This window comes from Marinobacter sp. 1-4A (assembly GCF_016597725.1).
Taxonomy (GTDB): Bacteria; Pseudomonadota; Gammaproteobacteria; order Pseudomonadales; family Oleiphilaceae; genus Marinobacter.
The window spans coordinates 1-15,078 of the sequence record NZ_VCGY01000015.1; the positions used below are offsets into that span (position 1 = coordinate 1).

Consider the following 15,078-nt stretch of genomic DNA (forward strand, 5'->3'; position numbering starts at 1 on the left):
CAGGCACCTCTTCAACCATCGCCCTGCCGGGCTCTTTCAAAGATTCAGGCAGTAGCTGGTCTGTGTATGTGGGGCTGGGCGTGGAGTATGTAGGCTATTCCTATATTGACGACAATGCCGGGGCTTATCGTTTTGACGAAGGGCCTCTGATTGGTCAGCTCGGTCTGGGCGCTACCGGGCAGTGGGATCACCTGCTGGCCTCCGTCACACTGCGTGCCACGACCAGCGAAAACGAGCGTCATAAAGACAACTTCAGCTTTGGGACGCTGTCAGTTTCTTGGGCATTATAGAAAGATCCGTTTCGACTGGTTGTTCACGGGGCACTTCGTTGTGGTCAGCTAGGCCTGACGGGAGTGATGGCTGGATGATTAAACTGAATCGCTATGACGAGTGATGTTTGTGCCCGCTGTCTGCTTTTAAACAAAAGCGGACATTCAAGTTAGCCTCCGCTCAGGGCCGACGAGCAAATCACTTATGCTTCATACAGCCTAATTGATGGAGCAAATCACGGACGCCAGACGATCACATGGAAAGGAAGCTGGGTGCAGGTCAGGGGTTTCAGCTAGCTTTGGGATGCCTGAACCAGTCTAAACTGTGGGGCCGATCTAATCTCAGCGTTCGTTCTTTAATCGAAACCAAAGGGCATAAAGCGCCGGCACAAACAATAGCGTGATCAGAGTGCCGACCGCCACGCCACCGATAAGGACATAAGCCAGCGGCCCCCAGAACAGGTCAAAGGTCAGAGGTACAAACGCCAGAACGGCCGCCAGGGCGGTGAGTACCACGGGGCGGGCACGTTGGACTGCCGCTTCGACAACGGCTTCCCGGGCAGCCATTCCTGCTTTGAAGTTGTCCTGCACCTGCTGCGTCAGAATCATGGTATTTCGCATCAGGATGCCGCCCAGGCCAATCAGCCCCAGCAGCGCGGTAAAGCCAAAGGGTTGATTAAACAGCAGCAAAGCCAGCACAGCCCCAATCAGCCCCAGTGGCGCGGTGGCAAGAACAGTCAATGTGCCGATAAAGGAACGCATCTGAAGCATGATAAAGATCAGCATCAACGCCAACATCACCGGTTGTAATGTCTGGATTGAAGCATTGGCTTTGGCTGATTGTTCCACCGTACCGCCGATTTCAATACGGTAACCCTCCGACAACTGTTCGCGCAGGCCCGTCATCGCACTCCATATCTCCTTGGTGACATCCGGTGGCTGGGCACCTTCTACATCGGCCTGAACGGCCAGGAAGGGGTCACGGTTGTAACGCTTTATGACGGGGTCCTCGTAACGAACCTGCCACTTGCCCAGTTGCTGTACGGAAAGTTTGCGGCCGTCGCGGGTTTTGATCTCAAGATCTTCCGGCATGATCACTTCGCCACGTGCATTACGCGCCACCAGTTGAACGCTCCTTATGCCCTGGCGCAGTTCGGTGACGGCCACTCCGCGGAGTTGGAACTGCAGTTGCCGGGCAACCTCTGCCGGAGTCAGGCCCATCCAACCCAGATTTTCCGGATCCATATCAAGATAGAGAGTGGGCACACGCTCATCCCATTCGAGATGCGGCATGACGATGTTCGGATGCCCGGTCATGAGAGTGCGGATCTGGTGCGCGATCTCTCTGAGTTGATCGGATTCCGGACCCAGCACACGAAAACTGACCGGCCAGACCACCGGGGGACCGTACAGCAAACGCGTCACCCGCACTCGTGCCTCCGGAAATTCACCCGCCGCGATTCTGGTTTCCAGCGCCGAGATGATGCGATCGCGCCCTTTAACGTCCTGCCCAATGGCAATCAACTTGGCAAATGCCGGGTCCGGCTGCTCGGGGTTGGCCGATACGAAGAATCGGGGCGCACCGGCACCGATGTAAGCGGAAAGGCTTTTCACCTCCGGCATGTCCATCAGAATCGCTTCCAGGCGTCTGACACTTTGATCCGTGGTGGCAATAGCGCTCCCCTGCGGAGCGTAGACACTGATCAGAACTTCGGGGCGATCAGAACTGGGAAAAAATTGCTTCTGCACCTGGGTTGCCATCCCGAAAGCACTGATCGCCAGCAAACCCACTGTGATAAAAACGACGGTTTTCCGGTACTGAACACACGCTGTGATCACCCCACGCAACCGCTGATAAAACGCGCTTTGGTAAAGGTCCTGGCCCATATGCCCGGTGTAATCGGGCAAGAGCTTGACGCCCAAATAAGGCGTAAAAGTTACCGCCACCACCCAGGAAATCAACAACGAAAAAGCCAGCACCCAGAAGATGTTGCCGGTGTATTCTCCCACTCCGGACTGGGCAAATCCGATGGGGACAAATCCGGCCACCGTCACCAGCGTACCGAACAGCATGGGCGCGGCGGTTACGCTCCAGGCATGACTGGCTGCCCGTACCCGGTCCCAGCCGCTCTCCATCTTCACGATCATCATTTCAATGGCGATGATCGCATCGTCCACTAACAGACCCAGTGCGATAATCAACGCACCCAGGGTGATGCGGTCCAGGTTTATGCCCGCCATTTTCATCAACAAGAAAGTCAGGCCGAGGGTCACAGGAATCGCAATGCCCACCACCAAACCCGCGCGCAGACCGATCGCCAGTATGCTAACCCCCATCACCACGACCAACGCAACCAGAAACTTGACCTGAAAAAGATCAACCGCCTGAGTGATGGCTTCCGCCTGATCGGTCAGGGTCTGTATTGACATTCCCAGCGGCAGCCTGCCCTGTTCGGTACTGACAAACTCGCGCAGCCGCGCGCCAAATTCCAGGCCATTTTCACCCGCACGCATGACCACACCCAGGAGGATCGCATCCTCACCGTTGGAGCGGACGATGTAGCTCAAAGGATCTTCATACCCTAAACGCACCTCGGCCAGATCAGATACGGTAATAAGCTGGTCGCCGATACGGAGAGGTACTGAGGTGAGGCGCTCAAGGTCAGACAGGTCGATGTTGCTGCGGACATAAACCCGCGGGCCGGCAAGATCAACAAAGCCAAGAGGCTGAAGACGGTTGTTGGCCTCTATCGCCTGCAACACCTCTTCTGCCGACAAACCGAGGTTGTTGAGCCGGTCCTGATCAAATTCGAGATACACCCGCTCAGGACGCTCCGCCAGGAGCTGTGCTTTTTGCAAGCCGGGCAGCCGTTGCAGGCGATCCCGTATCGATTCTGCCTCGCGGGTCAGTTCACGCATTGGCATCCCGGGTGCCGTCAGCGCCAGCAGGGAGAAATACACATCCGCGAAATCATCGTTGACGATGGGGCCGATCACACCCTGGGGGAGGTTGGGTCGCTCATCGAGCATGCGCTTGCGGACTTGATAGAAGAGGTCCGACACTTTTTCACTCGGAGTAGAATCCAGGAATCGGATAACCATGGCGGCCTGCCCGGGCCGAATGGTTGTCTCAATATTATCGAAATACACCACCTCCTGGATTCGCTTTTCCAAACGATCCACGACCTGGTTCTGCAGCACCTCGGGGGTTGCCCCTGGCCAGACGACAGAAACCACCATCGCCCGGACGGTGAACGCAGGGTCTTCCGCCCGACCCAGGGACGAGAACGCGTAGAAACCGGCAACAACGGACAGCAAAAGAAAAAAGAGGGTGACCGAACGCTCGCGCACTGCCAGCGCGGAAAGATTCGGTAAGCTCATTGAACCAGCTCCCGCACTGCCATGCCAGGCGTGAGCAGGTGTGTCCCCAACGCGACGATGGGCGTTCCCGCCTTGATGTCGACCTTGATCTTCGCATACTCCTCACCCAGATCGATCACCTCGACCGCCAGGGGCGTTACCGTGCCGTCGGAAACCAACCAGATCTGCGGCGTTTGCCCTCTCTCATCCAGGGCACCCAGCGGTACGCGATGGCTGGGGGCGGTTTGCTTCTGCGCTAACCGCACACTCACCACCGACCCCAGGGTTAAAGACGAGGGGTAGGGCCCCTCCAGGCTGTATCGGGCACGCCAGCTCCGGCTTGCGGGGTCGGCAGCCCCGGCAATCTCTCTCAAGCTCACAGCAAGCTGTTCGCCATTGGGTAAAGGGACATAACCGCGCATGGACGGGTTACTGCCCTCTGGTAAAAAAACCTCGACTTCCAGCGATTGATCTTCGGCCAGAACGGCAAGGGTTTGTCCGACACCCACAACCTGGCCAGGTTCAACGATGACCTCAGTGACCACGCCTGCATGGGCGGCTTTCAGTTCCGCATACCCCAGGGCATTCTGAGCCTGCTGATTGCGTGCAGAAGCGGTTTGCACCTGGCTGCGCGCCTCACGCTCTGCCAACTCAAGGCGTTGCAGGGTTTGTTCGCTGACAAACTGATGCGCCACAAGTTGCTGCTGGCGCTGGAGTTCATTGGTGGCAATTGCCAGGGCCGCTTTTGCACGCTTAAGATCCACGGCGGCGACCCCTGCGGCTGCCACCAGGTCCCGTGTATCGAGCTTGAACAGTAAGTCGCCTTTTTCCACGCGCTGACCGGCATCGATATAACGATGCTGAATCCGACCGGCGATCTGAAAGGCCTGAGGAACTTCGTGGCGGCCTCGCAGGGTTCCTGAAAATCTCTGCGCTGTTGGGCCGGCGTCCTTTAGTTCAACTGTTTTTACCCAGGGGATAGGGGCGCGGGCATCTGGGGGCGGTTCCGAAGACTGCTGACAACCAGACAGCATGAGCAGCGAGATAAACAGGGTCAGCATACAGCGCATGGCAGGTGTCCCGATTGGCAAAATCCAGATTTGAGTATCAGCTCTCACGGTAGCCGGACAAAACAAGTTGCAGGATGGCATCGCGAACGGTTTCCCTCCGCTCCATAGGCAGAAAATGAGTCGCCTCGCCGAGGACATTTACGTCAGCCTCAGGCAGCAGGATCTGCAGGCGTTTTCGCGCGGCCGGCGAGAAGGTTGACCCGCGTTCCGCCGCCAGCACGATAACCGGGCACCGCAACTGACGAATACCGGGCCAGGGGTTGTGTTCGGTATGGGCAAAAGTGGTGCTCTCCCACTCCGGCGCACACGCCAACTGAACTTGATCTTCCTGCGGTTCGAAGGCGTGCTGGATATAGGCTTCCAGCCATGCTTCGGGCCAGGTCTTGAAGCCACCGCGGCCCCGATAGTTGTCCAACGCAGCAGCGTGCGAGTCGAATACCGGGCGCCGACGTGCGGCTCCGGCGGCCAGTGACAACCGATGTGACTGGCGTAGCAGCTTGGCCAGCCACAACCTCAGGCCCTGCCCCGGATCCATGATTACGGGTTCCGCCAGAATCAGGCCCAGCACTTTGTCTGGCCGTCGGGCAGCGGCCATGATGCTGGTGGTGGCCCCAATGGAGTGGCCGGCAAGCCAGACCGGCTCATCCAGGCTATCCAGCAGAGCGGTCATGTCGCGATAGTAGGTTTCCCAGCCCCGGAATGTCGAAAAGTTCGCCGCACCGGCGCTGGCCCCGTGCCCCCGCATGTCCCAGGCCAGGACATTGACGTCCGTGGCAAGCTCATCAAGGAGGGGGCGGTACAGGCGGCCATGGAAACCCGTTGCATGCGCCCAGTGCAACGTGGGGCGCGCTTTGGATTGCGGCCAGCGCCACAGGGCGATCTCCGCGCCATCCGGCGCCTGGAATTGGTCGCGTTCAGGGTTGTTGTGCTTATTGTCCATGAAGATCTGCTTCTTTGGCCGCCATTGTCGGGAGCAACAACTGAACCTGACCGCTGGCGATCGGCTTGCGCTTATCGCCCTGCCAGCAGGTCACCCGGACCAGGCTGCTCCGCCTGCCTTGCCGGACAATTTCGGCGCTGGCGAACGTCGATCGGGCCTGCGCGGAGCGGAGGTAGTTAATGTGGCTGTCGAGAATGCGTGGGCAACGTTTGTCTGTATCCTGGCGTTGCGCAGCGACCCGCGCGGTAAGCTCCATCAGGGCGCCAAGCACGCCGCCATGGAGAGCAGGTAGCATAAAGTTGCCAATCAGCGCTTCACGACACGGCATATGAACCACTAGACCTACATCGTCGCGTTGAACCTCAAGACCAAGGTGCCGTGCGTAGGGAGTGCGCTCCAGCAGGGCCTGCCAGTCGGAACATTCTTTCCCGCTTTCTTGCCCGCTTTCGGAAGGGCCTGAGATGGGTTGTGCCGAATCGCCAGTCGTACTCATGCGCCCTCCTTTTTTCGTCCACCGGCCTGAAATTGCTGGCCCTGGGTGTTGCGCATGAAGGTGGCGCTTGCCGTCGCTAACAGCTCACTGTCACTCTCGCTGAGGATGTCGCAATGGATGAACGCGACCTCGTCCGTTAAATGACGACAGGTGGCCACCGCTACCAGGGCACGGTCGCCGCTGGCAGGCCGCAGATAATCCATGCGCAGATCCAGCGTGGCAATGGGCATCAGCTCCAGGGCCCCCGCAAATACCGCCAGGCCTCCGGCGGAGTCTGCCAGTGAGTAGAGCACGCTGGTGCAGATTTCTTTTGTATCCTCTTCGGCGAACATCCATGGCTGTGGGGTCAGGCGCATACAGACCTGGCCCTTATCGACAGAGACAACCTGCATACCCAGATCCCTGCCGTGGGGAACCTGTTCGGTGAACTGCCACGCCGTCGTCACAGCGTCACTGTGCTGAGCTCTGTTCGACTCCGTCATCAGATCTGCCCACCCCGGTTTGCATTTCGCGCAGGGGTGGAAGTGGGGGGAAACAGCTGATTTTGATAGGTCATTGCCATGTCAGTTTCTTCCGAATAACATTGTTGCTGGATTTTGGTTGGTTAACCAACCAAATGTCAAGAATCTGTTGTGGCAAATGGCACGCCACCCGTGCGATGGCGCACCACCAATGCAATGAGTCAGGTGGTTGCCGCTCTGATGAACAAATAGCTGGCTTGCTGAGGAGATGTTTAAGCCATGGTTAACAGACAGATGACTCCTGCAAGCAAACTGGGCGACCAGGGCGACGTTTTGTCTAACGCAGCCCGGCTTTTTCGTGAGAAAGGCTTTGAAAGGACGTCGCTCAAGGAGATTGCCGAGGCCTGCAATATGCTGCCCGGAAGTCTGTATTATCGTTACAACAGCAAGGAAGCGCTGCTTGTCGAGCTGATGCGCCGGGGGGTGGACCTGGTTACCGCAGAGGTCGAGTCGGCTTACGCCAGTTCGGATGACCCGGTTGAACGGTTGCGTCTTTGTATCAACGCGCATCTGCGAGCCCTGTTGGTCGATTCGGACGCGGTTTACGTGCTGCTGTTTGAATGGCGAGCGCTGGGCCCGGAGGCCCGCGAGGAAATCATCGAACTGCGTGACCAGTACGAGTCCTTGTGGGCCGATATCCTCGAAACGATGATTGCACAGGGCGTGATCCGGAAGAATGTTGACGGCCGTTTGCTCCGCCTGATCGGCCTTGGGGCGCTCAACTGGGTTGCAACCTGGTTCGACCCGAACGGGGCTCATTCACTCGACGCCATTGGCGACTTGATCTGGCAGATCGCGATGGACGGTGTGATCAATAAAGGGGGGCAGGCATAGGTTCTGGCTTCACAAACGCAAGCAAGTAGCCTCTGTTTATGATCGCTAATCATGCGGATGCACGGTTTGTCATCTGACATTTTGCCTGAACTGCTCAGGCGACTGGTCAAACCAGCGCTTGAAGGCGCGTCTGAAATTGGCAATGTCGTGATAGTTCATCAACGCGGAAATGGCCTCGATTGACAGTTGGCTTTCACGCAAATAGGTCGCTGCCTGCTGGGACAGAATCTCGTCGCGAACTTTCCGAAAACCGCTGCGTTCCTGCTTGAGTTTGCGTGCCAGAGTGCGTTTGCTCATGAACAACGAGGCCGCTGCTTCGTCTTCACTGAGCGTTCCGGGCGGTCGGGACAACATCATCATCTTCAGCTGGGTCTGATAGCTCGGTTGATCCGACTGAAGTTGCACAAGCATCGATTCACACTGTTGCAAGGCCAGACGATAGTTTTCGTGATTGGCGGACGCATTCGGTTCCCGACACAATGACATCGGCAACGTAAGTTTTACCTGATCGCAATCATAGTGAATCTGCCCGGATAAAAAATCGGCATACATTGCCTTATACTTTGGTTCAGGATGAGCGAAGTATATTTCAGCCTCATGCAAAGGGCGACCAATTATAAATTCGCCAAATTCAAAAAGGGCCTTAATCATCGCATCCGACAGGCACTGCTGTATGTCATCGTCCAGCGACTCCTGATAGTCCAGAATACACTCCAGGCGCTCGTTGACTTGCTGCAAATGCAGGTGGATGAAGCTAGCACGCGTGGGCAGAAAAGTATGAATCGCCTGCAGCGCAGTGAGAAAGTCGGGGCTGCTGTAAGCAACGAACCCCATTGCTCCATGGGTTGCCGGTGTCAGTCGCTTGCCGAGCCGCAACCCGAATTCCGGCAGGCCGGACAAGTCCAGTGCGTTGCGCAGAATCCGCATCTGCTGAGCTGCGGTAAGCAGGCTTTCCTCACTCAATAATTGCGCCACACCAAGCCCGGTGCCGAGCAGCAGACGTGGCAGTTGTTTGGCTGTTAAATCAAGCTCACGCGCAATTAGCCGTGAGTAATTCGATGGAATACCTGGACCGGTTTTTTGCAAATCACCCGCCTTCTGCGTCGTCATCATTGATCATCTCCGTCCTGAACGACCACTATTTTGTCTTTAAATGACTCTATGTTGTCAAGAAATGACCTGACAGAAGTATCGCCAGACAGCCAATATCTATCGGTGAATACTACGGGCAGGAGAACAACAATGGGTAAGATTACTTTTATAGAACATGATCAAACTAAACATGTCGCTGAGTTCAAAACTGGTTCCTCGGTAATGCAAATCGCCGTTGACAATCTGATCCCCGGTATTGACGGGGACTGCGGGGGGGAATGTGCCTGTGGCACCTGCCACGTCATCGTCTCGGACGATTGGTTCAGAAAGACAGGTACGCCTGGTGGTGAGGAAGAGCAAATGCTGTCAATGACCCCGGAGCGGGAGAGCACTTCGCGCCTGGGCTGCCAGGTGGTCATTACTGATGAAATGGACGGCATGACCGTGCATTTACCCGAGTTCCAGATGTGAACATAGGAGGACGCATGCCAACACTGTCTAAAACATTTGACGACATTCAATCCCGAGTGATCAATGCTACCTCCAGGGTGGTACCGATGCACAGGCAGATCCAGGGGCTGAAACTGTTAATGAGCGCCAAGAAGAAGGCCTTCGGCCCACGCCGGCCGGTGCCCGAATTTGTTGAATCAGTCATCCCGGACGTTAACACGCTGGCCCTTGAGGACATCGATGTCAGCAATCCATTTTTGTATCGGCAGGATCAGTGGCGCGCCTATTTCAAACGGTTGCGCGATGAGGCTCCGGCGCATTACCAGAAGAACAGCCCCTTCGGCCCCTTTTGGTCGGTGACTCGCTTTGAGGACATCATGTTCGTAGACAAGAGTCACGACCTGTTTTCCGCCGAGCCGCAAATCATATTAGGCGACCCTCCAGAGGGGCTGTCGGTGGAAATGTTCATAGCCATGGATCCGCCAAAACACGATGTGCAGCGCAGCTCGGTTCAAGGCGTGGTGGCACCGAAGAACCTGAAGGAAATGGAGGAGCTGATCCGATCGCGTACCGGCGATGTGCTTGACAGCCTGCCTCTGGGCCAGCCCTTCAACTGGGTGCCCACTGTATCGAAGGAACTCACCGGTCGCATGCTCGCAACCCTTCTGGATTTTCCTTACGAGGAACGTCACAAGCTGGTTGAGTGGTCGGATCGGATGGCCGGGGCAGCATCGGCAACCGGCGGCGAGTATGCCGAAGAAGAGATCATGTTTGACGACGCGGCTGACATGGCCTGGTCCTTCTCCAGGCTCTGGAGGGATAAGGAAGCGCGCCGCGCGGCGGGCGAAGAGCCCGGTTTCGATTTGATCAGCCTGCTACAGAGCAACGACGACACCAAAGATCTGATCAATCGCCCGATGGAGTTTATCGGCAATCTGACGCTGCTTATCGTTGGCGGCAATGATACCACTCGCAACTCAATGAGTGGTGGCCTGGTGGCCATGAACGAATTCCCAAAGGAGTTCGAAAAACTGAAGGCAAAACCGGAACTGATTCCGAACATGGTGTCGGAAATCATCCGCTGGCAAACGCCGCTGGCCTATATGCGCCGAGTCGCCAAGCAAGATGTTGAGCTGGGCGGCCAGACCATCAAAAAGGGCGATCGCGTTGTGATGTGGTACGCCTCGGGCAACCGTGACGAGCGCAAGTTCGAGGACCCCGATCACTTCATTATCGATCGCAAGGACGCACGAAACCATATGTCATTTGGCTACGGTGTTCACCGTTGCATGGGCAACCGCCTGGCCGAATTGCAACTGCGTATCCTATGGGAAGAGATTCTCAAACGCTTTGACAAGATCGAAGTCGTCGGCGAGCCGGAGCGCGTGCAGTCCAACTTCGTGCGGGGCTATTCGGAGCTGATGGTCCAGCTGACACCAAAAAGTTAATGAACAGGCTAACCAGGATGACGACCGAACAATTTGACTATGTCGTGGTTGGCGCGGGCTCGGCCGGATGTGCTGTCGCCAGCCGCCTGTCGGAGAGCGGTCGCCATTCTGTGCTGCTGCTTGAAGCCGGTCCGGAGAGCCGCCGCAACCCTTTCGTGAACATGCCGCTGGGTTTCCTGCAGCTAATGTTCAGCCGCCGCTACAACTGGCAGTTCAATACCGAACCGCAGCGTCACATGCACGACCGGGCGCTTTTTCAGCCGCGGGGCAAGATGCTTGGCGGTTCCAGCGGCATGAACGCGCAGGTCTATATTCGCGGGCATGCCCGGGACTACGACGAGTGGGCACGGCTGGGGTGCAAAGGGTGGTCATACGCCGAGGTGTTGCCCTACTTCCGCCGATCGGAACATTTCGAGCCCAAACTTACGCCGAATGAGGCAGAATTTCATGGTCAGGGTGGTCCGCTGAACGTTGCCGAGCGCCGCTATACCAATCCGCTGAGCACGGCGTTTGTCGAGGCGGCGACCCAGGCAAAGTACCGGCTCAATACAGATTTCAACGGCAGTGAGCAGGAGGGCGTGGGCTTCTACTACGCCTACCAGAAAGACGGCACACGCTGTAGCAACGCGCGGGCCTATCTCGAACCCGCCACGGCGCGTTCCAACCTGACGGTTTGCAGCGGCGCGTATGTCACCCGGGTGCTACTCGAAGACACCCGCGCCACCGGTGTCGAATACCGCGATACAAAGGGGCTGACGCAGGTCCGTGCCGGGCGCGAAGTTGTGCTCTGCGGCGGCGCGTTCAACTCGCCGCAACTGCTGATGCTGTCCGGGATCGGTCCGCGGGAGGAACTGTCCCGGCATGGCATAGAACTGCGCCATGCGTTGGGGGGCGTCGGGCAGAATCTTCAGGATCATATCGACGTGTTCGTGCGCGTCAGCGCCCGCAGCCGCCAAAGCATCTCGATGCATCCGAGTTACTGGCTCAAGGGGCTGTGGGGCGCTCTGACGTATCTGAGCGGCCGGCGGGGCGTGCTGTCGAGCAACGGCGCCGAGGCCGGCGGGTTCATCCGCTCCCGGCCCGAGGAGCCGGTACCCGACCTGCAGCTGCACTTCGCGCCAATGCTGTACGACGATCACGGGCGAGACCTGAAGACCGCGATGAGCGGTTATGGCTACGCGGTGATGATCTACGGGCTCAGGCCGTCGTCGCGCGGGCGCGTCGGTCTGCACAGTGCCGACCCGTTTGCCGCGCCGCTGATCGACCCCAACTACATGGCCGAGTCCGCCGATGTCGAGCGACTGGTGCGCGGTGTCCACCTGGTGCGCAAGATCCTGGCGCAGGCGGCGTTTGCCCCGCACCACGAGGTTGAGGTCTTGCCCGGGCCGGCGCTGCAGAATGACGACGATCTCGCCGCATGGGTACGGCGCAGCGGTGAATCAGCGTACCACCCGGTTGGCACCTGCAAGATGGGTGTTGATCCGATGGCGGTGGTCGATCCGCGCCTGCGCGTGCATGGCCTGCAATGCCTGCGGGTGGTCGATGCCTCCATCATGCCGACGCTGGTCGGCGGAAACACCAATCAGCCGGCAACCATGATCGGCGAGAAAGGTGCCGCGATGATACTTGAGGATGCCGGGGAGATGGTCGGCTGAGCTCCGCGCGCGCGGGCGTCACAGGGCTCAGTTGGCATCTGGACTTCTGATCAATCTGATTCCAAAGAACAGTAGAAAGAGACAGGCTATGGCAAACCAACAGAAAGAGACGACAGTCATCGTTGGCGGCGGGCACGCAGCAGGTGCGCTCCTGACAACCTTGCTGCAAAAGAAATATCAACATGAAGTGGTCCTGGTGGGCGAAGAGCCACATCCACCCTATCAGCGGCCGCCCCTGTCCAAGAACTACCTGGCAGGCGAGGTGGATCAGGAGTCGCTGTACCTCAAGCCGCGCTCGGTGTACGAGAACGCCGGCCATCAGTTGCGGCTCGGTGTACGTGCCGAACAAATTGATCGGGACAACAAGACCATCAGTTTGTCGGACCAGAGCACATTGAAATACGATCGACTGGTCCTGGCCACGGGGTCACACGTTCGACGCCTGAACGCACCCGGGGCTGACTTGAAGGGCATTCATTACCTACATGACATAGCTGACTCGGATGCCCTGCGTGAACAACTGGTTCCGGGGAAACGCTTGGTCATCGTGGGTGGTGGTTACATTGGCCTTGAAGTGGCATCCAGCGCTACCAAAAAAGGCGTTGATGTCACGGTACTGGAAGCGGCCGAGCGTCTTATGCAGCGTGTAACAGGCCCGGAAATGTCGGAGTTTTTTTACACCAAACACAGTAACGCTGGCGTGGATCTACGCCTGAACACGGCGGTAACCGGTTTCGAAGCTAGCGATCAGGGGCATGTGGCTGGCGTGACATTGGCGAGCGGCGGCACTGTACCGGCCGACATAGTGCTCGTTTCAGTGGGTGTGGCGCCAGAAACCGCCCTGGCTGAGGCCGCCGGCCTGCCCTGTGATGACGGCATTATTGTTGACGAGTTTACCCGCACAGAAGATCCAGCCATCCTGGCGATCGGCGACTGTACCCGCCACCGGAATCTTTTCTTCGAGAAGATGCAGCGCCTTGAATCTGTCGCCAACGCGGTTGATCAGGCCCGGACAGTGGCGGCAACCCTGATGGGCGAGAAGAAACCCTATAATAGCGCTCCATGGTTCTGGTCGAACCAGTATGACGTGCGTCTGCAGATGGTGGGGTTGTCGCAATATCATGATCAGCGTGTGCTGCGCGGAAGCCCGGAAGACAAGGGATTTGCGGTGTTTTATCTCCGCGACGGCTGTGTCATTGCTGTTGATGCGGTTAACCTGCCCATCGCTTTTATGGTCGGCAAGACCCTCGTTCAACAACGCAGGCAGGTCAATCCTGAAATGTTGAAGGATCCGGATATTGAACTGAAGTCCTTGGTGAGCGGTCAGTCCATAAATTGAAATTGACGACCGAGTAGAGCTGTGCCCTTAGTTTGCCCAAAATTGCGAAAGCAATGCACAACTCATACGGCCTATGGATATCATATCCTACGACCGACAGCTTTCAGTGAGCGCAAAGAATGCGTGAGCCACAACCGGCGGAATTTCCCGTAGCCAGACACATTACTGTTGCTCTGGTAAACCGAGAGCACCATAGCGGTGAAATAATTCTCTATATATCCCACTAATAACCTCACCTTGCAATTACCGACGAAAATATGAACTTGATTTTATCCACAAAGATAAAGCGAAGTCTCTATCGGCCATTATGGGTAGAGGTTCCGATCACTCAATCCTTCATAAGCAACATCGCCCATTCGGTGTCGACCTCTTGTTTTGGTTCATCTGAGCATATGCTTTTTCATGCGGATGGGTGGTGGCAGCCAAGACAGGGCTTTTCAGACTGCAAGCTTCAAGCGGTGTGTAAATCAAACACAGTAAGATTCCGGCTTATTGATGGTGGACATCAAGAACCGATAGTTACGAGCGGTATTAATGTTAAGACACTTGCTCGATTAAATGAAACTTGCGGGACTACTGAAAAGGTTTTCTATAGTAAGGACGTGCCGGTCCTGATGGCTATATACTACTCGACTAAACGATACGAGACCTTTAAATGATGTATAAGGCTGGGGCTATATACCTAAGGAAGATCTGAATAACCGCTGGTTTTTGCCCCTTTTCCGCAATCTTGGCGGAAAAGGGGCGCATTGGTCTTACGCTGCAGGTTTTTTATCAATCAGCAGGTTGCTGAAAGCGACCAGCAAATGCAGACGGTTGGTATACTTGGCATTTAAAAGCGATATGCGACTCCGATGCTCACGATAGTGGGGTCCACTTCCACTTCTGCCTGAACAGGGGCCGGGCCCAGGTTACCGGTGATATCCGCCTTGAAGGGTGCATATCTAACGTCAAAATTTGCCGACCAGTTATTGTGTATCTTCCAGCGAAAACCAGCCTGAACCGCAGGGGCCCATGTATCTTCGACGTCGAAGTCGGTTAGTGCGCGATCCTTTTCATCTAAAAAGAGAATCCGTCCTACACCCGCTCCAAAGTACGGAGAGAAGTTGCTACCCGTCAAGACATGATACTGAAGCGAAAGAATTACCGGACCATAATCTGTTTGACCAAGAAAAAGACCGGAGAGAGACTCTTCGCCCTGGAGGTCCGCACTAGCGGGAATGCCGCCAAAAATGTTGAATGCCAGCTGATTACTCAGAAAATACGACACGTCGAATGATATGGTCGTATCGTTGTTAATAGACAGGTTGGAATTTGGAACGGGGGCACCCCCCGCAGAGGCTGATCGCAAATCTTCATCGGTTAGAACTCTAGTGGCATTCAGCCCAACCACCCAGTCGCCTCTACTGTAAACCGGCTCAGATTGAGCGTTGGCCAGGCTCGCAGCAAGTGAAAGTAAAAGGAACGCCACTAACGAGACTTTACTAATTAGTCGCCCCTGCAAAAATGCCACTTTCAGAGAGCCAACAACTCACTGGTCTTAGTTGATTCATTCGGCAGCGCCAGAGTTGAACATAAAATAGCCAATATCAGGCGTAAATGCCGCC

The 15,078-nt window shown here is 56.5% G+C and carries 13 protein-coding genes; 6 read left to right on the forward strand and 7 right to left on the reverse strand.

The window, feature by feature from the left end; all coding sequences use genetic code 11:
- Positions 1-290, forward strand: a 290-nt coding sequence (locus tag FE845_RS18170) for a lipid A-modifier LpxR family protein (RefSeq protein WP_200367914.1), incomplete at its 5' end; no start/stop codon positions are given.
- A 321-nt stretch (positions 291-611) separates the two neighbouring features.
- Here FE845_RS18170 and FE845_RS18175 read toward each other — a convergent pair.
- The 5 genes from FE845_RS18175 to FE845_RS18195 are packed head-to-tail and all read right to left on the reverse strand — an operon-like array spanning position 612 to position 6,614.
- Entirely contained in the window at positions 612-3,650 is a 3,039-nt protein-coding gene (locus tag FE845_RS18175; RefSeq protein WP_072678648.1) for an efflux RND transporter permease subunit, read from the reverse strand.
- Entirely contained in the window at positions 3,647-4,780 is a 1,134-nt protein-coding gene (locus FE845_RS18180) for an efflux RND transporter periplasmic adaptor subunit (protein WP_227714494.1), read from the reverse strand. Before FE845_RS18180 ends, FE845_RS18175 begins: the two co-directional genes overlap by 4 nt.
- Positions 4,737-5,639: an alpha/beta fold hydrolase gene (locus tag FE845_RS18185; RefSeq protein ID WP_091642674.1), complete on the reverse strand. Its 903-nt coding sequence runs from the start codon at positions 5,637-5,639 to the stop codon at positions 4,737-4,739. Before FE845_RS18185 ends, FE845_RS18180 begins: the two co-directional genes overlap by 44 nt.
- Complete coding sequence (locus tag FE845_RS18190) at positions 5,629-6,132, reverse strand: PaaI family thioesterase (protein WP_091642677.1); 504 nt, start codon at positions 6,130-6,132, stop codon at positions 5,629-5,631. Before FE845_RS18190 ends, FE845_RS18185 begins: the two co-directional genes overlap by 11 nt.
- Positions 6,129-6,614 carry a PaaI family thioesterase gene (locus tag FE845_RS18195; protein ID WP_091642679.1) on the reverse strand — a complete coding sequence of 162 codons (486 nt, stop codon included), beginning with the start codon at positions 6,612-6,614 and terminating at the stop codon, positions 6,129-6,131. Before FE845_RS18195 ends, FE845_RS18190 begins: the two co-directional genes overlap by 4 nt.
- 258 nt (positions 6,615-6,872) lie before the next feature.
- Here FE845_RS18195 and FE845_RS18200 point away from each other — a divergent pair, with 258 nt between their 5' ends.
- Complete coding sequence (locus FE845_RS18200) at positions 6,873-7,487, forward strand: TetR/AcrR family transcriptional regulator (protein WP_091642682.1); 615 nt, start codon at positions 6,873-6,875, stop codon at positions 7,485-7,487.
- 69 nt (positions 7,488-7,556) lie between these two features.
- On the opposite strand, the gene FE845_RS18205 is transcribed toward FE845_RS18200, so the two are convergent.
- Positions 7,557-8,600, reverse strand: coding sequence for an AraC family transcriptional regulator (locus tag FE845_RS18205; RefSeq protein ID WP_091642684.1), 1,044 nt, complete (start codon positions 8,598-8,600; stop codon positions 7,557-7,559).
- A gap of 129 nt (positions 8,601-8,729) precedes the next feature.
- Here FE845_RS18205 and FE845_RS18210 point away from each other — a divergent pair, with 129 nt between their 5' ends.
- From FE845_RS18210 to FE845_RS18225, 4 genes are all read left to right on the forward strand, one after another.
- Positions 8,730-9,050, forward strand: coding sequence for a 2Fe-2S iron-sulfur cluster-binding protein (locus FE845_RS18210; RefSeq protein WP_091642688.1), 321 nt, complete (start codon positions 8,730-8,732; stop codon positions 9,048-9,050).
- Between the two features lie 14 nt (positions 9,051-9,064).
- Complete coding sequence (locus FE845_RS18215; RefSeq protein WP_091642690.1) at positions 9,065-10,477, forward strand: cytochrome P450; 1,413 nt, start codon at positions 9,065-9,067, stop codon at positions 10,475-10,477.
- Positions 10,478-10,494: 17 nt separating this feature from the next.
- Entirely contained in the window at positions 10,495-12,132 is a 1,638-nt protein-coding gene (locus tag FE845_RS18220; protein ID WP_227663913.1) for a GMC family oxidoreductase, read from the forward strand.
- A gap of 88 nt (positions 12,133-12,220) precedes the next feature.
- Entirely contained in the window at positions 12,221-13,471 is a 1,251-nt protein-coding gene (locus FE845_RS18225; protein ID WP_091642696.1) for an NAD(P)/FAD-dependent oxidoreductase, read from the forward strand.
- A gap of 832 nt (positions 13,472-14,303) precedes the next feature.
- Here FE845_RS18225 and FE845_RS18230 read toward each other — a convergent pair.
- The gene (locus FE845_RS18230; protein WP_320159706.1) at positions 14,304-14,984 is read right to left on the reverse strand and encodes an OmpW/AlkL family protein; all 681 of its coding nucleotides are present in this window, start codon (positions 14,982-14,984) and stop codon (positions 14,304-14,306) included.
- Positions 14,985-15,078 lie beyond the last annotated feature (94 nt).

Bases quoted from the DNA above. Each gene is read 5' to 3' on its own strand.
- FE845_RS18175 (WP_072678648.1), bottom strand. From the start codon at position 3,650: ATGAGCTTACCGAATCTTTCCGCGCTGGCAGTGCGCGAGCGTTCGGTC.
- FE845_RS18180 (WP_227714494.1), bottom strand. From the start codon at position 4,780: ATGCCATCCTGCAACTTGTTTTGTCCGGCTACCGTGAGAGCTGATACT.
- FE845_RS18185 (WP_091642674.1), bottom strand. From the start codon at position 5,639: ATGGACAATAAGCACAACAACCCTGAACGCGACCAATTCCAGGCGCCG.
- FE845_RS18190 (WP_091642677.1), bottom strand. From the start codon at position 6,132: ATGAGTACGACTGGCGATTCGGCACAACCCATCTCAGGCCCTTCCGAA.
- FE845_RS18195 (WP_091642679.1), bottom strand. From the start codon at position 6,614: ATGACGGAGTCGAACAGAGCTCAGCACAGTGACGCTGTGACGACGGCG.
- FE845_RS18200 (WP_091642682.1), top strand. From the start codon at position 6,873: ATGGTTAACAGACAGATGACTCCTGCAAGCAAACTGGGCGACCAGGGC.
- FE845_RS18205 (WP_091642684.1), bottom strand. From the start codon at position 8,600: ATGATGACGACGCAGAAGGCGGGTGATTTGCAAAAAACCGGTCCAGGT.
- FE845_RS18210 (WP_091642688.1), top strand. From the start codon at position 8,730: ATGGGTAAGATTACTTTTATAGAACATGATCAAACTAAACATGTCGCT.
- FE845_RS18215 (WP_091642690.1), top strand. From the start codon at position 9,065: ATGCCAACACTGTCTAAAACATTTGACGACATTCAATCCCGAGTGATC.
- FE845_RS18220 (WP_227663913.1), top strand. From the start codon at position 10,495: ATGACGACCGAACAATTTGACTATGTCGTGGTTGGCGCGGGCTCGGCC.
- FE845_RS18225 (WP_091642696.1), top strand. From the start codon at position 12,221: ATGGCAAACCAACAGAAAGAGACGACAGTCATCGTTGGCGGCGGGCAC.